The 19,825-nt window shown below is 57.4% G+C and carries 18 protein-coding genes and 1 pseudogene; 7 read left to right on the top strand and 12 right to left on the bottom strand.

The annotated features are described in order from the left end of the window. Positions 1–21 precede the first annotated feature (21 nt). From AC2FH9_RS06870 to AC2FH9_RS06840, 7 genes are all read right to left on the bottom strand, one after another. Positions 22–1,068, bottom strand: a complete 1,047-nt coding sequence (locus tag AC2FH9_RS06870) for a LacI family DNA-binding transcriptional regulator (RefSeq protein ID WP_496749748.1) — start codon at positions 1,066–1,068, stop codon at positions 22–24. Beyond that, on the bottom strand, positions 1,068–1,820 hold the full coding sequence (locus AC2FH9_RS06865) for a sugar phosphate isomerase/epimerase family protein (protein ID WP_496749746.1): 753 nt from the start codon (positions 1,818–1,820) through the stop codon (positions 1,068–1,070). Before AC2FH9_RS06865 ends, AC2FH9_RS06870 begins: the two co-directional genes overlap by 1 nt. 84 nt (positions 1,821–1,904) lie before the next feature. Next, positions 1,905–2,987, bottom strand: a complete 1,083-nt coding sequence (locus tag AC2FH9_RS06860; RefSeq protein WP_496697111.1) for an ABC transporter ATP-binding protein — start codon at positions 2,985–2,987, stop codon at positions 1,905–1,907. Positions 2,988–2,990: 3 nt separating this feature from the next. Next, positions 2,991–4,646 (bottom strand): alpha-amylase family glycosyl hydrolase, encoded by a 1,656-nt coding sequence (locus AC2FH9_RS06855; protein WP_496871142.1) that lies wholly within the window; start codon positions 4,644–4,646, stop codon positions 2,991–2,993. A gap of 9 nt (positions 4,647–4,655) precedes the next feature. Beyond that, a complete protein-coding gene (locus AC2FH9_RS06850) occupies positions 4,656–5,804 on the bottom strand; it encodes a carbohydrate ABC transporter permease (protein WP_496871141.1) in 1,149 nt (382 codons plus the stop codon). Positions 5,805–5,807: 3 nt separating this feature from the next. Further along, positions 5,808–6,815 (bottom strand): carbohydrate ABC transporter permease, encoded by a 1,008-nt coding sequence (locus AC2FH9_RS06845; protein WP_281995048.1) that lies wholly within the window; start codon positions 6,813–6,815, stop codon positions 5,808–5,810. Positions 6,816–6,881: 66 nt separating this feature from the next. Beyond that, entirely contained in the window at positions 6,882–8,150 is a 1,269-nt protein-coding gene (locus tag AC2FH9_RS06840; RefSeq protein ID WP_281995047.1) for an ABC transporter substrate-binding protein, read from the bottom strand. Between the two features lie 223 nt (positions 8,151–8,373). On the opposite strand from AC2FH9_RS06840, the gene AC2FH9_RS06835 reads away from it, so the two are divergent. The 7 genes and pseudogenes from AC2FH9_RS06835 to AC2FH9_RS06805 all read left to right on the top strand — a co-directional run bounded on the left by AC2FH9_RS06835 (position 8,374) and on the right by AC2FH9_RS06805 (position 14,257). After that, a complete protein-coding gene (locus tag AC2FH9_RS06835; protein WP_282027173.1) occupies positions 8,374–9,405 on the top strand; it encodes a LacI family DNA-binding transcriptional regulator in 1,032 nt (343 codons plus the stop codon). 2 nt (positions 9,406–9,407) lie between these two features. Further along, positions 9,408–10,712: pseudogene (locus tag AC2FH9_RS06830) on the top strand (GH1 family beta-glucosidase); the annotation flags it as partial. Between the two features lie 39 nt (positions 10,713–10,751). Further along, positions 10,752–11,732 (top strand): glucokinase, encoded by a 981-nt coding sequence (locus tag AC2FH9_RS06825; RefSeq protein WP_496789047.1) that lies wholly within the window; start codon positions 10,752–10,754, stop codon positions 11,730–11,732. Between the two features lie 36 nt (positions 11,733–11,768). Beyond that, positions 11,769–12,695, top strand: coding sequence for a carbohydrate kinase family protein (locus AC2FH9_RS06820; protein WP_496705191.1), 927 nt, complete (start codon positions 11,769–11,771; stop codon positions 12,693–12,695). Positions 12,696–12,711: 16 nt separating this feature from the next. Next, the gene (locus AC2FH9_RS06815) at positions 12,712–13,377 is read left to right on the top strand and encodes a D-lyxose/D-mannose family sugar isomerase (protein ID WP_496701954.1); all 666 of its coding nucleotides are present in this window, start codon (positions 12,712–12,714) and stop codon (positions 13,375–13,377) included. Between the two features lie 127 nt (positions 13,378–13,504). Next, on the top strand, positions 13,505–13,774 hold the full coding sequence (locus tag AC2FH9_RS06810; protein WP_496677238.1) for a hypothetical protein: 270 nt from the start codon (positions 13,505–13,507) through the stop codon (positions 13,772–13,774). Between the two features lie 9 nt (positions 13,775–13,783). Next, positions 13,784–14,257, top strand: a complete 474-nt coding sequence (locus AC2FH9_RS06805) for a hypothetical protein (protein WP_496871140.1) — start codon at positions 13,784–13,786, stop codon at positions 14,255–14,257. A 3-nt stretch (positions 14,258–14,260) separates the two neighbouring features. On the opposite strand, the gene AC2FH9_RS06800 is transcribed toward AC2FH9_RS06805, so the two are convergent. The 5 genes from AC2FH9_RS06800 to AC2FH9_RS06780 all read right to left on the bottom strand — a co-directional run bounded on the left by AC2FH9_RS06800 (position 14,261) and on the right by AC2FH9_RS06780 (position 19,806). Next, entirely contained in the window at positions 14,261–15,433 is a 1,173-nt protein-coding gene (locus AC2FH9_RS06800) for an acetate/propionate family kinase (RefSeq protein WP_496871139.1), read from the bottom strand. Then, positions 15,426–16,820: a bifunctional enoyl-CoA hydratase/phosphate acetyltransferase gene (locus AC2FH9_RS06795; RefSeq protein WP_281972984.1), complete on the bottom strand. Its 1,395-nt coding sequence runs from the start codon at positions 16,818–16,820 to the stop codon at positions 15,426–15,428. Before AC2FH9_RS06795 ends, AC2FH9_RS06800 begins: the two co-directional genes overlap by 8 nt. A 521-nt stretch (positions 16,821–17,341) precedes the next feature. Beyond that, positions 17,342–18,418, bottom strand: coding sequence for a helix-turn-helix domain-containing protein (locus tag AC2FH9_RS06790; RefSeq protein WP_496871138.1), 1,077 nt, complete (start codon positions 18,416–18,418; stop codon positions 17,342–17,344). Positions 18,419–18,472: 54 nt separating this feature from the next. Continuing rightward, the gene (locus tag AC2FH9_RS06785; protein WP_496871137.1) at positions 18,473–19,213 is read right to left on the bottom strand and encodes a hypothetical protein; all 741 of its coding nucleotides are present in this window, start codon (positions 19,211–19,213) and stop codon (positions 18,473–18,475) included. After that, positions 19,210–19,806 (bottom strand): RNA polymerase sigma factor, encoded by a 597-nt coding sequence (locus tag AC2FH9_RS06780; protein WP_246097204.1) that lies wholly within the window; start codon positions 19,804–19,806, stop codon positions 19,210–19,212. The genes AC2FH9_RS06785 and AC2FH9_RS06780 overlap by 4 nt, the downstream gene beginning before the upstream one ends. Positions 19,807–19,825 lie beyond the last annotated feature (19 nt).

The raw sequence follows: 19,825 nt of genomic DNA, 5'->3' as shown, positions 1-19,825 counted from the left end.
TCCGGTTACTCCTTTGTTGGTTCAGGTGTTTAGCGCCGCTTCTGGCGCGACTGTGTCAGGTTGCCGCTCGATCAAAATGGCCCTGATCTTTTTTTGTGTTTCGGACGGGTCAACCCCGTCCAAAGCCTTGAGCATATACTCACCCAGCAATCGACTGGTTTCCTCAATAGGGACGTAATAGGTGCTGGGCGGAGGGACAAAATATCGGCTAAGTTGCAGATCATCGGTCGAGATCACGGTCAGTTCGCGACCGACCTCAACACCCGCCGCATGGGCAGCAGAAAGCACACCCAGGGTCATGGCTTCGTTCGCGCAGATGATCGCGGTTGGCCTGTCGGATAGCCGCATCAAAACTTCAAAGGCATTAAACCCCGTTCGCGCGGTCGTAGGCCCGCTGAAGATCAGGGCCGGGTCAACGGCCAGACCGGACGCTCTGAACGCCTGGGCATAGCCCGTTCGACGTTGCGTCGCATAAACCAGGTCATCCGGCGGGTTCACCAGGGCAATCCGGCGATGCCCCAAGGCTAGCAGTCGTTGCGTTGCATCGTGACCTGCTGCCTGACTGTCGAAATCGACATAGGCATGTGATCTGCCGCTGTCGCTCATACCCATGGTGACAAAGGGGAAACCATTCTGTTGCAGATAGGCAATGCGCGGATCGGCGTGGCGCGTTCCCGAGAATATCACCCCGTCTGCCAAACCGTTCTGAACGATTTCCTTCAGCGTCGCCATCGTTCCCTGCAGGCCAGCCACGCTGTGAACGCCAAGTTCATAACGCGACCCCTTCAAAGCCCGTGAAATACCCGCAACAATGCGTGTGAATTCGACGCCTTCCCATTCTTCATCTGAATCAGGCGACACGCTGACCAGAACGCCGATGCGATAGGACTTTTTTGTCCGCAGCTTCAGCCCGTCCAGATTGACCCGGTATCCAAGCTGTTCGGCGGCGGACTGAATCTGCTGCCGCGTTTCTTTCTTGACGGTTTCGGCACCACGCAGCGCGTTCGAGACGGTTCCGACAGAAAACCCCGTCTGCTTTGCAATCGACTTGATCGTCGCGCGCGCCACTATGTCACCTCAACGCTGCGCATTCGCATCAACAGGTCATGTCCCGTCTGCAATGTTTGCGCGTGATCGGCGGTTTCATCATGTTCCACAAAAAGGTCAGCGCAGGGACTGTCAGCCAGAACACGCAGGACCAGAGGCCAGTCCACAACCCCCTGCCCCAGATTTCGCCAGCGCTCGTCGCCTTGTCCGGCCAATGGATCGACGTCTTTAGCATGGACGGAAACGATCCGGTCGGAATAACGGCTCAACAATGCAGCGGGGTCAGAAAGCGCCGAATATAGCCAACCGATATCCGGCTGCCATCCAACGGCCTCGTGCGACAGGACCATATCCAATGGCGAGCCCTGCCCAAGATCGACAAGGTCGAAATCGTGGTTATGATAGGCAAGGCGCACACCGTTGGCTGACAGGGCATCAGCCCATTCCGCCAACCGGCCCGACACTGCCTTCCACCCCTCGGCGGTGCCGGGCCGAGCCTTGGGCGACAGCCAAGGCATGACCGCCACAGGGCATTCCAAAGCTTCAAGCATTCTAAGAATGTCATCAAACCGGGTTTCAAATTCTTCCCAGTCAAAATGGGCCGATCGAACAGTGAAACCAGCCTGTCTAACCACATTGGTAACCTGCGTGGGGGTAAGATCGTGGAACCCAACCGTTTCAATATCGGTGAACCCGCAGGCACGCACCAAGTCAAGCTGGGCCGCCAAATCCCCAACCTGCCGGACTGTGTATAACTGCGCTGAAACTCGCATTTCCACGGTTCTACCACAAAATGAAACGTTTCAATCAAGTTGAAACAGCATCAGGGGTCTTGTCAAGAACCGTGTTGGAAAGGGTTATTTCCGCATGGAAACCCCCTGATGGAACAAATGAACCTTGTCAGGATTCGCAGAGACCATCACAGTTTTGCCCCGCATATTCTTCTGAACGCCCGGAAGCTTGGCAATAAGGGCATCCGTCCCATCCTCGACCGCGAAGTATAACAGCGTCACCTCGCCCAAAGCCTCGGTAAAGTCTACGACCCCTTCAAGGATTGGGTCGCTGTCCACGGACACAAAATCCTCGGGGCGGACGCCGATATTCACCTGCTTGCCTTCGTCTCCAGCCTCGGTTGGTACCGCTGATATCGCCGTGCCGCCACCGTCCAGCTTGACGACTGTCTGTGCGCCGGTCGCGGTAATGACCCCCGACATCAGGTTCATTGCTGGTGAACCGATGAATTGCGCGACAAACTCGTTGTCCGGCGTCTCATACAGCTCCAGCGGCGTGCCAACTTGGGCGATCCCTTTGTTGGCTAGCACAACGATACGGCTGGCCAGGGTCATCGCTTCGACCTGATCATGGGTGACATAGATCATCGTGCTGTCCGGCATCGCCTCTTTCAGACGGGCGATTTCGATCCGGGTGGCGACACGCAGCGCCGCGTCCAGGTTCGAAAGCGGTTCGTCGAACAGGTAAACCTTGGGGTCACGAACAATGGCGCGCCCGATTGCGACACGCTGACGCTGACCGCCGGATAGCGCTTTGGGCAACCGGTCCAGATAAGGTTCAAGCTGTAGGATGCGGGCCGCCCGATCGACCGCGGCGCCAACTTCAGCCGCCGGCATTTTGGCTATCTTCAGCGCAAAGGCCATGTTTTCGCGAACGGTCATATGTGGGTACAGCGCATAGCTTTGGAACACCATCGCGATGCCTCGCTGTGCTGGCGGCACATCGTTCATCACCTGCCCTTCAATCTCGAGCGTTCCGCCCGAGATCTTTTCCAACCCGGCGACCATGCGCAGCAAGGTGGATTTACCACAGCCCGAAGGCCCGACAAAAACGATCAACTCGCCCCGCTCAATCTCAAGATTGATGTTCTGAAGAACATCCACATTGCCATAGGTTTTGGCGACATCTGTGAGGTTTAGCTCTGACATGGTTTATTCCTTCTCCCTCAACAGCAGGCAGAATTGTGCAGCACCCAGAGACACTGTCCCCGTTCCCGCGACGCCGCCCAACTCTTCCCCGATCACGCACCAGTTCCCGTCTGGCAAGATTACTTCGGAACGTTCGGTACCGAGGTTAAATGCGCAGAACACCTCTTCTGCATGATCTTCACGCGTGAAAGTTAAAACGGTCCCGATCTGCGTCATGTTCTTTTGCGCCCCCAACATCAAAGCCGAATGGGCATGGCGGAATGCAATCGCACGACGATAATGGTGAAGCATAGATTCGGGCTCGGCCTCTGATCGATCCACGGCACGCTCGGCCTGAGGGTCACTGACAGGCAACCAAGGCTTGCCGGTGCTAAAGCCCGATTGTTCATCCTGCGCAGCCCAAACCATCGGCGTCCGGCATCCGTCGCGGCCCTTGAACTCGGGCCAGAATTCGACGCCATACGGGTCTTGCAGATCGTCAAAGGCCACGTCCGCCTCGGGCAGGCCCAACTCTTCGCCTTGATACAAGCAGGCCGAGCCGCGCAGGCACATCATCAAAACTGCATGCTGTCTGGCGGCTGCATCGTCCAGACGCCAACGCGACGCGTGACGTTCCACGTCATGGTTCGAAAATGCCCAGCAAGGCCAGGCATCACCTGCTTTGTCCTCGAGCTGATCAAATACCTGCTGTGCATAGCTGGCAGTCAAAGCGCGCTTTTCAAGGAACTCGAACGCATAGCACATGTGCATGCGCTTATTACCGCTGGTGTATTCGCCCATAATCTCAAGCCCACGCTGTGCGTCGCCCACCTCGCCCAGACAGGCGCGACCTTCATATTGATCGGTCAGGGCCCGCAGGCGTTCCAGAAAGGCAATGTTCTCGGGCTGGCTTTTGGAGAACAGGTGGTCCTGATGGTTATACGGGTTTACCATCGGCGCGATTGAGGCATTGCGCTGCTCCACGGGCAGGGCAGGATTATCTCGCAACTTTTTGTCGTGGAAATAGAAGTTGATTGTATCCAGACGAAACCCATCGACACCCAGATCAAGCCAGAACCTGGCGACATCCAGCAAGGCGTCCTGCACATCCGCGCAGTGAAAATTCAGATCCGGCTGTGAGGTCAGGAAATTATGCAGGTAATACTGCAACCGCCGAGCGTCCCACTGCCAAGCCGAGCCCCCGAAAATCGACAACCAGTTGTTCGGCGGCGTACCGTCCGGTTTTGGATCGGCCCAGACATACCAGTCGGACTTGGCGTTTTCACGGCTGGCGCGGCTTTCGCTGAACCAGGGGTGCTGATCTGACGTATGCGACAGAACCAGATCAATCATCACCTTCAACCCCTGGGCATGGGCGTGATCCAGCAGGTCCCGGAAATCCTCCATCGTGCCGAACATCGGATCAACATCGCGATAGTCGCTGACGTCATATCCGAAATCCTTCATCGGAGATTTGAAGAAGGGCGAAATCCAGATCGCATCAACGCCCAGAGAGGCAATGTACCCCAATCGCTGGGTGATGCCTTTCAGATCTCCGATCCCGTCACCATTGCTGTCCTGAAAGCTGCGCGGATAGATCTGATAGATGACGCCACCACGCCACCAGTCAGCGGTCACCTTGGTTGCATTGGAAAGTTCTGCTGTGTTCTGCACGTTCATCAGACGCCTCTATTTGACGGACCCGGCCAGCAGGCCTCGGACCAGGTATTTTTGCATTGCGAAGAAGACAGCCAACGGCACAGCGATCGAGACGAAGGCCGCCGTGGCAAGGATTTCCCAGTTCCCACCGCGCGTGCCCAACAGCTCGACAATCCGGTTTGTCATCACTGTGGTCTGGCCGGACGCATCGATCAGGAACACTTTGGCAACCAGCAGATCATTCCAAGTCCAGAGAAATTGGAAGATGGCAAAAGACGCCAATGCCGGAAAGCTGAGTGGCAGGATCAGTTTGGTAAAGATCTGAAACTCGGTCGCGCCGTCAACACGTGCGTTTTCGATCAGATCGCGCGGCAGCCCGGCCATGTAGTTGCGCAACAGGTAGATGGCCAATGGCATCCCGAACCCGGTATGGGCCATCCAGACGCCCAGATAGCCTTTGCCAATCCCGATACTCAGGTGAAATTTCAGCAAGGGGATCAGTGCCAGTTGCAGCGGCACCACCAACAGGCCAACAACCGCAGCGATCAACAGCGCCCGACCGGGGAAATCCATCCAAGCCAAGGCATAGGCGGCAAAGGCGGCCACTAGGATCGGAATGATCGTCGCTGGTATCGTGACGGTCAGCGTGTTGAAAAACGCCCGTCCCATACTGTCCGTGCTGTCTTCTGCCAACAGAACCTTGTGGTAATTGGCCAAGGTGAACTCCGGAGGGAGTTCCGCCGTCACAAAGACGCGCACGCCGCGACTGCCGGTGAACTCTTCGGTGTTTTCCATCCGGTACTTGCCGTCGGCATCCACCGTAATAGTACCACCCTTACGCAGTTCCGCGGTATCGCCCGGTACAAAATCATCGATCGCACGAGAACTGATGCCCCATTTCGAGATCGCCGCCTGCGTGCCGGTTTCAAACAGGTTGCCCTCGATCATGTAAACGCCGTTCTCCAGCACCTGAGTTTCCGGTGCGGCAGCGCGCAGGGTCAGGTTCTGCTCGGATGGGAACAGCGACCGCCACCAGCCGCTTGTGGCAATCTGGTCGGCAGTACGAAAGGATGAGATCAACAGCCCCAGCGTCGGCACCACCCAGAGCACAACCAAAAAAAGCACCGAGGCATGGACAGCCCAGCGAAGGGCGGGTTTGGTTCCTGCTATATCGCTCATGGCCTACTCCATCTCTTTACGCGCATTGCGCACATTCCAGACAAGGATCGGTGCCACCAGCAGCATGATCACCATGGCCGAGGCCGAGCCCACGCCCCAGTCATTGGCGCGAAACAGCTTGTCATACATGTAATTGGCCAGAACCTGCGTTTCCCACTGGCCGTTGGTCATGGCAAACACGATGTCAAAGACCTTGAGCACGGTGATGGTGATCGTGGTCCAGACCACCAGGATGGTGGTCTTGATCTGCGGCACTTTGATACGGAAGAAAATCTGGAACGGATTGGCCCCATCCAGAATGGCAGCTTCGATGGTTTCCTCGGGAATACCGCGCAGGGCGGCCGACAGGATAACCATGGCAAAACCGGTCTGAATCCAGACCAGCACGACCATAAGAAAAAAGCTGTTCCAGAAGGGAATGGTCAACCATGTCTGCGGCTCGACTCCTCCGAAAAAGATGTAAAGCGCGTTCAGCATCCCGATCTGGTCCTGCTCAACCGGACGGGTGTCATAGACCAGCTTCCAAATCACCGAGGCCCCCACGAACGAGATGGCCATCGGCATGAAAATCAGCGATTTGGCGATATTGCCCCAGCGGATACGGTCGGTCAGCTGCGCCACCAGTAGGCCAAACGCTGTCGACATTGCAGGCACCACGATCAGCCATAACATGTTGTTGCGCATGGCTTCCCAGAATTTGGGCTCTTGCGCCATCTGGACATAGTTATCCAAGCCCACCCACTCGTACCCGCCGCCAGGAATGCGCTGCGTCAACGACAGGCGCAGCGTTTCCACCACCGGGTAAGCCAGATACAGGCTTAATGCAGCCAATGCGGGAAACAGGAACAGCCATGGGCGGATCATGCTCGCTCGGTTGATGTTGCGGCCTGCATTGGGACCGCGCGCAGGGAACAGAACTTTGTCCAGAAACTGATTAGACAGGTAGAAATAGCCCACACAGGCTGACACGCCGATTGCGATGGTCAGCAGGCCCTGAAATGCCGGATGCATGACGCCTCTCCCTTGTGACGGTTAGCTTGGGCAACCCGATGGTGCGGGTTGCCCAACCCCGGACGCTTAGTCCAGCGCATCCCAGGATGACTGAATTTCATCCGCCACTTCTTGGGCAGAGGCACCGCCTGCATAATCAACCATTCCAGTCCAGAATGTTCCGGCGCCTACGCCGCCCGGCATCAGGTCAGAACCGTCAAACCGGAACGTCGTTGCACCAAGAAGAATGTCGTTCATCTTTTTCAGCGTCGGATCCGAGAAGACCGAAGTATCTACCCCCTTATGCGGGGTCAGAAATCCGGTCAGCGCCATCCAGGTCTCATGCGCTTCAGGCGTTTGCAGATACTCGATCAGCGCATGTGCACCGGGACTGTCATTGGTGATTGCCCATAAAGTGCCCGCACCCAGAACCGGGCTGCCGAGGTCTTTGCTTTCATAGGCAGGGAAGTAGAAGAAATCTGCATCTTCCCCGACGATGGTGCCCTCTGGAAAGAATGCCGGAATGAATGAAGCCTGACGGTGCATGTAACACTGCGGAGGTGAGCTGAACATGCCTTTCGGGCTGTCGCGGAAATCCGTCGTTGCAACAGCACCGGCGCCCCCTGCGACATAGTCTTCATTGCGGGCAAAGGCCCCGAATTCCTCAATGGCCGCGACGACTTTTGGATCGTTGAACTTCAATTCATTGGCAACCCAAGCGTCGTAATCCGCAGGGGATTGTGTACGCAGCATCATATCCTCGACCCAGTCGGTCGCAGGCCAGCCAGTGGCCCCACCCGAACCCAGGCCAATACACCATGGCGTGCCGCCATCTGCCACAATCTGATCGGACAGAGCCTTCAGCTCTTCCATCGTGGTCGGCACCTCATATCCCGCATCCTCAAAATTCTCGGGCACAAACCACACAAGGGATTTCACATCGACCTTGTAGAAGAACCCATAGAGATGATCCTGACCGTCCGGCCCCGGATAGGTGCCGAGATCGACCCAGGATTGCCCGGCGGCATAGTTGTCGCGAATCCAGTCCCCTGACCCTTCTCCCAGTGGCGTCAGAAATCCGGATTTGGCCATATCCGCCGCCAACCCAGGTTGCGGGAAAACGGCAATATTCGGGGCCGATCCGGCCTCAGCATCAATACGGATTTGCGATTCAAAACTGTCCGAACCGACATAAGCGTATTCATGCCCGGTCGCCGCCGCGAACCCATCCAGAACCTTTTCGACATTCTCTTGGTCCGGCCCCAGCCACGGGCCGAATACGGTAACCTTGTCGGCCTGTGCGACGCCCCCGATCAGGGTAAATGCGGCGACGCCAGCATAAAGCGAGTGTTTCATGAATTTCTCCTCCCAACGATATCTCGCGCCTTTGTTCTCAAATATCCAAAGCGCTTTGGTTGGAGTGAGTTTATGCGCTAACAGCCTCCACCTGTCAACGATTGCTTTGCGAATGGCCATAAATATAAATATCAAACGAGATGTTCGTAAAATCTGTTGACCACCGGAGAAAATGCCCGCAAAAACAGGAATACGCAGTAATTTGTAGGCGCTTTGAACAAATATGAACCTAAAGCAGCTCTCTGAAATCCTTGGCTTGTCCCAAACAACCGTCAGCCGTGCGCTGAACGGATACCCCGAGGTCAGCGAAGCCACGCGCACAAGGGTTCAGGCCGCCGCAACAAAACACGGGTACCGCCCGAACAGCCGAGCCAAGGGTCTTGCGACAGGTCGATCACACGTGATCGGGCACGTGATTCCCAGCTCATCCCAGCATGAAATGGTGAACCCAATCTTTGGCGATTTTGTCGCCGGGGCTGCTCGTAGATATGCTGAACACGGCTATGACCTGATGTTCACCAGCGCCGACGACACATCTATTGAACGCGCTTATCGCGACCTGTTTCAGCGTGGTGCCGTGGACGGTGTCGTTCTGCAGGGCCCCAAGGTTAACGAGCAGCGGATTGAAGTCCTCAATCGCATGGGCGCGCCCTTCATTGTGCACGGACGATCCACTGGAATAGACGCGCCCTATGACTGGGTTGATGTGAACAACAAAAGCTCGTTCAAGCGCGCCACCCAGTTTCTGATCGACCTGGGGCATCGACGGATCGCCCTTATCAACGGACTTGAAGATATGGATTTCGCCCAACGCCGCCGGGCAGGTTACCTGCAGGCCCTGAATCAAGCCGGTCTGTCACCGGACCCTGAATTGATGCGCAGCGCCGAGATGACAGAGGTATATGGCCACCACGAAGCGCGCGATATGGCTCAACTTAAGAATCCTCCAACCGCCATCCTGGTTTCGTCAATGATTTCGGCCATCGGAGTTCGGCGGGCATTGAACGAAGCAGGGCTGCAGATGGGCCGCGATGTTTCGGTGATCGCCCATGATGACGACCTGTCCTATCTGAAAAACGGGCAGGATGTACCGATCTTCACCGCCACGCGATCCTCGGTTCGGTTGGCCGGTGAAATAGCTGCCGAAATGCTGATCGAACGAATAAATGCGCCCGAAGACCCGGCCAAAACTAGATTGCTGGAGGCTGAGCTGGTAGTTGGCGGCTCGACCGGTCCCGCCCCCAACAGGTTCTGAATATGAAATACAACCGCACTGATTTCCCCAAAGATTTCCTCTTTGGCGTCGCAACCTCGGCCTATCAGATCGAAGGCCACGCACAGGGAGGGGCCGGGCAAACCCATTGGGATACCTTTGCCAGGACCCCCGGCAATGTTGTGCGAAATGAAAACGGGGATCTGGCCTGTGACCACCTGAACCGGTTCCCGCAGGATCTGGATCTGGTGCGCGATGGCGGCTTTGATTGCTACCGGTTTTCGACCAGCTGGGCGCGGGTGCTGCCCGAAGGCCGCGGTCAGGTGAATGAGGCCGGGCTGGATTACTATGATCGGCTGGCCGATGCGCTGCTGGAACGCGGTATCCGCCCCTGCGCAACGCTTTACCATTGGGAACTACCTTCGTCTCTGGCCGATCTGGGCGGCTGGCGCAATCGCGATATCGCCGGGTGGTTCGCCGATTTCACCGAGGTCATCATGGGCCGCATCGGCGATCGGATGTACAGCGTCGCCCCCATAAATGAGCCGTGGTGCGTCAGCTGGCTCAGCCATTTCGAAGGGCATCACGCCCCGGGTCTGCGCGACATCCGTGCAACCGCCCGCGCGATGCACCACGTCCTTCTGGCCCATGGCAGCGCCATCGACGCGATGCGGGGCCTGGGCATGTCTAACCTGGGCGCGGTTTTCAACCTGGAATGGGCCGAACCCGCAGATGACAGCCCCGAAGCGCGCCGCGCGGCTGATCTATATGACGGCATCTACAACCGGTTCTTTCTGGGCGGCGTTTTCAACAAGGCCTATCCAGACAACGTTCTGGAGGGGTTAGAGCCCTACCTGCCCGCTGGCTGGCAGGATGATTTCGACATCATCGGTACGCCGGTCGATTGGTGTGGTCTGAACTACTATACCCGCAAGTTGATTGCGCCTTCGGAGACCACCTGGCCCAGCCTGCAGGAAATCGCCGGCCCGCTGCCCAAAACTCAGATGGGGTGGGAGATCGAACCCGCCGCCCTGACCCGGTTTCTGACCCGCACCAAGCAGGATTACACCGGGGACCTGCCGATTCTGGTGACGGAAAATGGCATGGCCAGCCCCGAACGGCAGCAGGATAGCGACCGGATCGACTATCTGAACCAACATCTATCGGCGGTACAGGACGCCTTGGCACAGGGCGTGCCGATCAAGGGCTACTTCATCTGGTCCCTGCTGGACAACTACGAATGGGCGCTGGGATATGAGAAGAGGTTTGGCCTTGTGGACGTGGACTTTCAGACGATGGAGCGCACACCCAAGGCGTCCTATACCGCAGTACAAAACGCCCTGACGGGAAGCACAGTGTCCTTACCGCTGGCGCAACCGGCTGGGGCCATGCACGACCATTGGAACCTCGTGGCCGATATCGGCGGCACCAATACGCGGCTTGGCGTTATCACCAATGGTGAGCTGACAGATCTGCGCAAATACCCCACCGGCAAGCTGCCCGAATTGCTTGAGGCCTTTCATAGCCTGCGCGACGAGATCGGAACCGACCCAAGGGCCGTGGTCGCCGCCGGGGCAGGACCTGTCCGCAACGGTACAATCAGGCTGACCAACGCCCAACTTGATCTGTCAGAGGATGATATCGCCCGGGCAACGGGCGCCCGACATACCTTTGTGATCAACGACTTCACTGCCGCTGCGTGGTCTGTTGCCGAAATTTCCCATGAGAATGTTGAAGTCTTGCAAGGGGCCAAGCATCCGCCGACCGGCACACGTCTGGTCGTCGGGCCTGGAACCGGGCTAGGTGTCGGATCGCTGCTATATTCGAATGGCCGCTATCACACGGTGTCCGGCGAAGGCGGCCATATCGGCCTCTCGCCTCGAAATCAGGACGAGGTCGAAATATTCAACGCCGCTCGGCAGGTGGCCCCCGAGTGTTTCTTTGACGACACTCTGACACTTGAGGCGGAAATGTTCCTCAGCGGCACGGGTTTGCCAATCCTCTATCAGGCCATCGAACTGGCAGGGGGTCGGGCAAAGGCCGAGCCCCGAACCGCGCGCGATATCCTTCAGGATGCACGCGACGGAACCGATGCCCATGCCGTCAAGGCCGCGCATATGTTCACCACACATCTAGGCGCGGTCATGGGCGATCTGGCGGTCGTCATGATGCCTTCCGGTGGCGTGTTCCTTGTGGGCGGCGTGGCCGAAAAAAACCGCTGGCTGTTCAAGGACGCCTTCCGAGACGCCTTTAATGCCGGAGGCCGGTTCAGCGAGTTGCGCCGATCCATGAACCTGTATGTCTCGGAACAGGATGAATTTGGCATTGTTGGCGCTAACAATTTCTGTAAAAATGCGCTAAGGCGGTAGTCTGACCGCACGTTTCAGAAACAGAAAGGTCCCGGCATGATCCTATGCTGTGGTGAAGCCCTGATCGATATGATCGAGACGCCCACGATCTCGGGCGAACTGGGGTTTGTGCCCCATTCTGGCGGTGCGATTTTCAACACGGCTATTGCCCTGGGTCGATTGGATACGCCGGTGGGTCTGCTGACCGGGCTTTCGTCTGACATGTTCGGGCAACAGCTTATGACCGCCCTCAAGGCCAGCCATGTTGACTCCGACCGGGTAATCCACTCGGACCGCCCGACAACATTGGCATTTGTACAGCTCAAGGATGGGCAGGCAGCCTACAGTTTCGTCGATGAAAACTCGGCCGGACGGATGTTGACGCCAGAGGATATGCCAACCCATCTGCCCTCGGTCTCGGCGCTGTATCTGGGCGGGATCAGTCTGGCATGCGAGCCTTGCGCAGATGCCTATGCGGCGGTGCTTGACCGCTTTGGATCAGAGCGCGCCGTCATGCTGGACCCAAACATTCGCCCGGATTTCATACGGGATCAGACCCGGTATCGCACCCGGCTGAACCGCATGATTGCGCAAGCGGATATCGTCAAGGTCTCGGACGAAGATCTGGACTGGATCATTCCGGGCCCAGAAAGCCTTGCTGAGAAAGTTCCGCTGTTGCTGCAGGCAGGACCTTCGGTGGTGATCGTCACCCGGGGCAGCGAAGGCGCAATCGGGTATCTGGCGGACGGGTCCGACGTTTCTGTTCCCGTAAAAAAGGTCGAGGTCGTCGACACCGTTGGCGCCGGTGACACTTTCAACGCAGGCGTCTTGTCCGCCCTAGATCAATCAGGCCACTTAACAAAACCCGAATTGCGCACATTGCCAGCAAACGCCTTGCGCGCAGCCCTTTCGAAAGGGGCGGAAGTCGCCGCTGTAACCGTCGCGCGCGCCGGGGCAAACCCGCCCTGGGCCCATGAACTCTGACCCAACGAAGAAGCCGATGAAACGTTCCGAAATCAACGAAATCAAATCCGAGGCCGAGGCCTTTATCCGTTCCTTTGGCGCGGTGCTGCCGCCCTTTGCGGGCTGGTCGCCCGAGAAAATGCGCAGCGAACAGGCGGCCGGTATCCGTGAACGCGGGCTTGGGTGGGACATAACCGACTATGGCCAGGGTCGGTTTGACGAACTTGGCCTGTTCCTGTTCACCCTACGCAATGGCGATGTCAGCGATCTGAACAAGGGGCAAGGCATGCTCTATGCCGAGAAACTGCTGGTGTCGCGAGACAAGCAGCTTTCGCCGATGCACCGGCACATCGTTAAAGCCGAGGATATCATCAACCGGGGCGGTGGCGATCTGGTGATGGAAATCTACGCCTCAGACCCTCAGGGCGGCATTGACCGCGATACCCCTGTGACCGTGCCTAGCGACAACTGCCCTGTGACGCTTCAACCTGGCGAACTGCTGCGGCTAAAGCCCGGTCAAAGCGTGACTTTGATGCCGGGTATCTGGCACGCGTTCTGGGCGGAAAAAGGCGATTGTTTGATTGGCGAAGTGTCTACCGTCAATGACGACCGAACCGACAACGTCTTCGAACAGCCGATCCCTCGCTTTGCGACAATCGAGGAAGACGCCATCCCGGATTTCCTGCTGGTTGCGGATTATTGACATTGGCGCATAGGCGCGCTGGCACCGGCTTTGAACCCGATAAGCCCCTTTTACTAAATCGGAAAATCAGTCTACCATGGGCGATACTGGCACGCTGATAGTGGTCCGCCGGGAAGGAGCCTGAGCAATGGTGACAAAAGCCGAGCTTGAAGCAGAGATCGCAGAGTTGCGACGGCAACTTGCCGAGCAGCCACCGGCAAAAAACGCTTCGCCAGATAAAGGGGCTGACGCCCCGCCGCGCGAAACCATCGCCGACCGGCTTACAGATAACCTCGAATCCTGGTCCACACAGCTTGACGATATACTTGAGGAATTCGAAGATCTGCCGCACAGAAAATCAATTCTGTTTGCCGCTGGTATTTTTGCCCTAGGCTACATGCTTGGCCGGTCACGCTAGGAGACGCCCATGAGCCGCATATCCCGCAATGTCTCAGTCATTTTGCGCGCTGAACGCTTGATCGCACGCGCACAGCTAGCGATCACCGTGAAACGGGCCGGGTTTTACATAGCCGCCGGAGTGGCGGTGGGCCTGGCGATCATCATGCTGAATCTCGCCGGATTTTTCTGGCTTTCCGCGATCCTGTCGAAACCCGTTGCTGCGATACTTGTGGCGGGGACCAATCTGGTACTTGCTTTGATTCTGGTTCTGCTCGCCAATTCGATAAACCAACACGGCGATGCCTCGGCCGCAGTCGAACTTCGGGATATGGCGCTGCAAGACATTGAATCCGAAATCAGGGAATCCCTGGCCGAGGTCCAAAACACCGTAGCCGGAATTCGCCGCGACCCGGTTGGCGTACTGGCGCCCGAAGCCATCACGGCCTTGCTGAGCATGCTGCTGAAATACGCCCGGCGCCGGAAAGAAACGCCGAACGAATAAGACCTACTCCAGAAAATTCACCGCAGCCTGCGCGATCACCATCTCCTCATTTGTGGGGATCGTCAGAATCCGGACACGGCTGAAATCCGTGGACAGAACTGTTCCACCATCGGCATTCCTGGCGTGATCCATTTCGATCCCGATCCATCGCATTCCATCACACACCATCTGCCGGATCTGGGCCGCGTTCTCACCAACGCCACCGGTGAAGACAAGCGCATCAATCCCCTCAAGTGCGGCGGACAGGGCGCCAAGCTCTCGCCGGATACGGAAGACGTAATAGTCGATTGCCTTTCGGGCTTCGGGCGTATCAGCGGCCAACAACGTGCGCATATCCGATGATATCCCCGACAGGCCCAGCAGGCCGGATTTTCTGTACAACATTTCGGCAATCTCTTCTGCGGTCATTCCGTCTTGCTGCAGCATATACAGCACGACACCTGGATCCAGTTGACCGCAGCGCGTGCCCATCGGCAACCCGTCAAGCGCCGAGAACCCCATGGTCGAAGCCACAGCGCGCCCACCTGAAACCGCACACATGGATGCCCCGTTTCCAAGATGGGCGATAACCACACGGCCATCATACAGACCCGGTGCCGTTTCTTTCAGCTTGCTCGAAATGTAGTCATAGCTCAGCCCGTGGAACCCATAGCGGCGAACACCTTTGTCATAGTAGCTTTTCGGCAAGGCAAAGGTGTCGTTTACCCACGGATGGGTGCGATGAAACGCCGTGTCAAAACAAGCAACCTGAGTTGTTCCGGGGAAGGCGGCGCTGGCTGCGCGAATACCCGAAAGACTGTAGGGCTGATGCAAAGGAGCAAAGGGAATAAACCCTTCTAAAATGTTGATGACGGTGTCATCCACGCGCACAGGCTCGGAATAGACCGTTCCTCCATGCACTACGCGATGACCTATTGCGCGCACATGAATGTCAGGAAGATATTCCCGCGCCATTTCAAGAAATGCGTGGATTGCTTCATCATGGCTTTTGGTGCTCGACAGGGGACGATTTACCGATCTGCCGCCTGCCGACTGGGCCAATAGGCGTGGCGCATCACCTAAACGTTCTATTTGTCCGCGCCACCGCATGCTGGGACGGTTGTCATCAACCAGTTCGTACAGCGCGAATTTCAGTGATGAGGACCCGGCGTTCAGTGCCAGAACATGGTCAGCCATGGAGTTTGCCTTTACTTGCATATGCATGAAGCGCCGCCACCGCGCAGGACGCCAGACGCGAGTCGTCATCATCCGAACGCGAGGTCAGGATAATCGGAGCAGCAGCCCCGACCACGATCCCTGCCGCCTCGGCATGAGAGATGAATGTCAGCTGTTTCGCCACCATATTGCCTGCTTCTATGTTTGGGGCGACAAGAATGTCCGCTGCACCAGCCACCTCGGACGTAATCCCTTTGGTGCGTGCCGCATTCAGATCGACCGCGTTGTCCATAGCCAAGGGGCCGTCAACCAACCCTCCTGTGATCTGACCCCGTTCGGCCATCTTCGACAGCAAGGCGGCATCAACTGACGACGCCATGCGCGGGTTGATCGTCTCAATGGCTGAAAGCACGCCTACCTTTGGGGTCTCAATCCCGATGGAATGTGCCAGATGGATCGCATTCTGAACAATATCAGCCTTGGTTTCGAGGTCAGGGGCAATATTCACGGCCGCGTCAGTGACCATGATCGGACGCGACATCCCTGGAACATCCATAACGAATATATGTGACAGCCTTCGCCCGGTTCTCAACCCGTTTTCGCGGCGCAGAACCGCGCGCAACAGGTCATCGGTGTGCAAATGCCCCTTCATCAGTGTTTGCGCCCTGCCCTCAACCACCAGGTCAACCGCGCGATGGGCGGCGGCTTGGTGGCCATAGGCCTCGATAATTTCAAATCCGGACAGATCGGCACCCAGTGCCTCGGCTGCGGCAGCGATCTTGCCGGGATCACCCACAAGGATCGGCGTGATAATGCTGTTGCTATACCCCAGCAAAGCACCCCCCAAAGAGTTTGGCTCTTCAGGTGCAACAACAGCAGTTGGCATCGGGTCAAGGGGTCTGGCTTTCGCCAGCAGCGCTTCGAAATGTCGGTGGCGTTGTACGATAAGTCCCGGCACCTCTATCGAATCGAATTCCATATGCTTTGCGGGCGGCGTGACTCGGACATCTCCGCTCAGGACCAGGGTGCTGTCGCCAACACGCCGAACCTCGGCGGTGCAGATAACATCACCATCGTCGGATTTTTCTGTAACCCGAACAACTGCGGTCAACTCATCTCCGGCCAAAACGATCGCGTGAAACCGTAGATTGGCCGCGCGGGTCTGGGTTCCCGCGCCCGGCAAAATATTCCCCAAGACGGCCGCCACCAGACCGGCGGGCCAAAGCGCAGGGGCCACTGCCTCAGGGTGTCCGTCGCCGTCACCGTCATAGGCCGCCAGATGCAGAGGATTGTGATCCCCCGATGCCGAGGCGAAAGCGTAAAGATCGTCAACCGTGCACAATCGTGTCAGCTGGGCTTCGTCTCCGACCTCGAGCTGTGAAAAGGTTCGGTTTTCCTGGATCTTCATTTGGTCAGGCCTTTTTTCAGACGGTGCATCGGCATGCCTTGGAATTGGCGACGGGTCGGAGCGGGGCATTCTTGGTCACTATTCGACCTGCGCCAAATCCTCCAGATCGGATGACGGATCCATACCTTCACCAATAACACGTTCACCTACCTCTAGCCGATCCTCTGCTGACGGCAATAGGCCGGACAATGTTTCAGCAGCCCAATTTAAAATGATGGATTGTTCGACAACAGCACTGCCCGGACCCTCCGAAGGAGTACTGCGCCTGAGTGGCTTGCCATCCGCACCGTCAACCAAGAATAGTTTTCACAAATTGCGAGTTAAACTTTTGATTTAAGAACCACTTTTGACATATTACGACCCGGCCAAACCCTTTGCCGCCCTTAGACCTGTTCCCACTAGCCAGTAATGCGGGGGCAAAAATGGGACGGGCATTCACATCTGCACAGGCAAAAACCTGCGGAAGCTGGTATTCTTCAATGCGGCAGACCGGGCATATTGGTCTGATGACCCTGTTTGGGCTACAGCGCCGCTGTCCAAACTCTGTAACGCCCCTGCCCTGTCACCTCGCGGATCAAGCCCCTCCGGCTGAAACGGTCAATGTTGCGCTGAACCGCAGCGCGTGAGGCTTTGGTCAGCTCTTCCGCCAATGGGGCCGAGACCATTGGCCAGGCCGTAAACACGTCGATCAGTCTTGGTGGTGTGCGCCCGCTCAACTCTGCAGTGGTCTCTCTGGCGCGCTGCTCCCAGGCGCTGACCCGGTCCAGGTGCAGCAAGGCGGACAATACCGCCTGCCCTGTTCCCCTGATCCAGGCAGCAAGCTTTTCTGATGGTTCACCAACACCTCTCAAAGCACCCGGACCCGACAGAACCAAGGGCATGAACACAGCCCCGCCCCGCCCCATCTTGGCCGCATGACGGGCGGCAATGATTGCAGCCTCGGTATCCTGTCCGATGCCTTGAGACAGGGCCCGCCAGGCATGAAAACCGATGGCGGCCTGCGTCACCGGATGCAACCCTTCGGAATTGCGCATGACTTCGGCAAGATCGGCGATGGCTTCGGGGACTTCGTCAATCCCCTGCGCAATCCGATCTAAAAAGGCTGTCAGGCCGGTCTCCCACCCGCCATCCGATGGCGCGGCGCCAGATGTTAGCCGCCGTACGGCCCAGCCCGCGCGGTACAGGGCCTGCACATCATCCCCGGTTGCACCAATGCGAAGCCCGGTCCAAAGCGCCAGCCGATCAACGCTGATCCGGTCGCCGGTCCACCATCCCAAATCGGATACATCCATCAGCGCCAGCCGGTGTGTCCACCCATCCGGACCGGCGCGCAAACGTTCGTCCAAGGCGCCAAAACTAACTGCCAGATCGGCCAGTTCCAACGACAGATTTGCCTGCGCCGCACGCCAGTCCCTGGGATCAAACAAAAGACTGCGGTCGACCCTTGGACCGGGCGGCAGGAAATCCTCGACAGCCTCTTCGTCAGGTGGCAGGAACCACAGATCGTCCTCATCAGCGTCGTTATCATCATAGATGCTGCGCGGGCCGAGGGGGTCCTCGTCCTCATCCGGATCGGGAATGACGGGTGTGGTGGTCATGTCCGCTATATTTCTGGTATTTCCGCAGGTTCACAAGGCGTTTTTGACGCCGCCTCAGCTTGCAAAGGTCGCGGTCAGAATATCCAGCTTACTTTCCAGGTCAGTCTGATCGCTGTCACCAATCAACATATAGCCATAACCGTCTTTGGACCAGGTCGCCGTCGCCAACCCGCTGAGCACTGCCTCTTTCAAATCCTTGCTTGGCGCGCCTTCACCCTGACGAATGACACAGAAGGCAAAAGGCTGGCCCTGTTCATTCGCAAAGACCACTTGAACCAACGGTTTGCCCCTGAAGGACAACACCTGCGCACGCTTCAATTCCATCCCCGGCAACGCCTCAAGAGTGTCACGTCTCAGGGACAGACCCAGCTGTGCCTCGGCCTGATCAAACTGAGTTGTCAACGCCTGTTCCGAGCTGTCCATCCCCGCGATCGTGTCCGCCGCATATAGTGATTGATAGATCGCCGCCTGCTCAGCCCACCCCATGGGCTGAGGCCTGGTTACCCAATATGTGGCCGACACAGAAATCACCGCGACAGATGCAGCTACGGCCAACAGGCGCAGAGGACCGCCACTGGTTTGTATCTCGGCATTTGGGTCAGACAAAACCACCTGGGGCATCTCGGCCGGGACATGTTCAAACACCGCTTGTACCACCGGTGCGAATGGATCAAGCCCCATCAGGCGCGCCTCAAGCTCGGGTTCGGCCGCAACCGCAGCTTCTATCGCCTGTGCCTCGGCTTCATTCGCTTTGCCTTCCAGATACGCTTTGAGAACTTCATCGGAAAACTTCATTTGCGACTCCGTCGAACGGCATCTGCCGCCTCATGCTGCATCACGACTTTCAGTTTTTGTCGCGCATTGGACAGCCTGCTCATGATCGTTCCTATTGGCACCTCCAGCAATGCTGCGGCCTCGCGGTAGCTATAGCCTTCGACATAGACCAGCATCACCGTTTCTCGCTGTGCTTCTGGCAACTGCATCACTTGGGTAAACACTTCGGCGGCGAATATATTCGTTTCCGAGTCCGGTCCGGATGCAATCAGCTCTGACTCTGGGGTCAACGACAGTGCCTGCGCTTTTCGGACCGAGCGGGCACGCAGCTCATTCAACCAGATTGAACGGCAGATCGTCATCAACCAACTGTCCAACCGCTCAAATGACGTGACCTGGTGGTGGCGTTCAAGCGCACGCAGGCAAGTGGCCTGCAACAGATCATCGGCCACATCGGAAGCACCCGACAGGGCAAGCCCAAACCGCCAGACGCGCCTCGAATGCGTCTGAATCGCGCCGCGCACGGCCTGCTCGGAACTCAATTCACCGACCATAGTTTGCTTCACGACCTCTATCATTTTCACGAACCAGGTTCGCTGGGTCAGGCCTGACATACCCTGCGCGGGAAAGAAA

It is taken from the genome of Ruegeria sp. CDSC081 (assembly GCF_059610485.1).
This window is presented reverse-complemented; position numbering and strand designations above follow the sequence as displayed.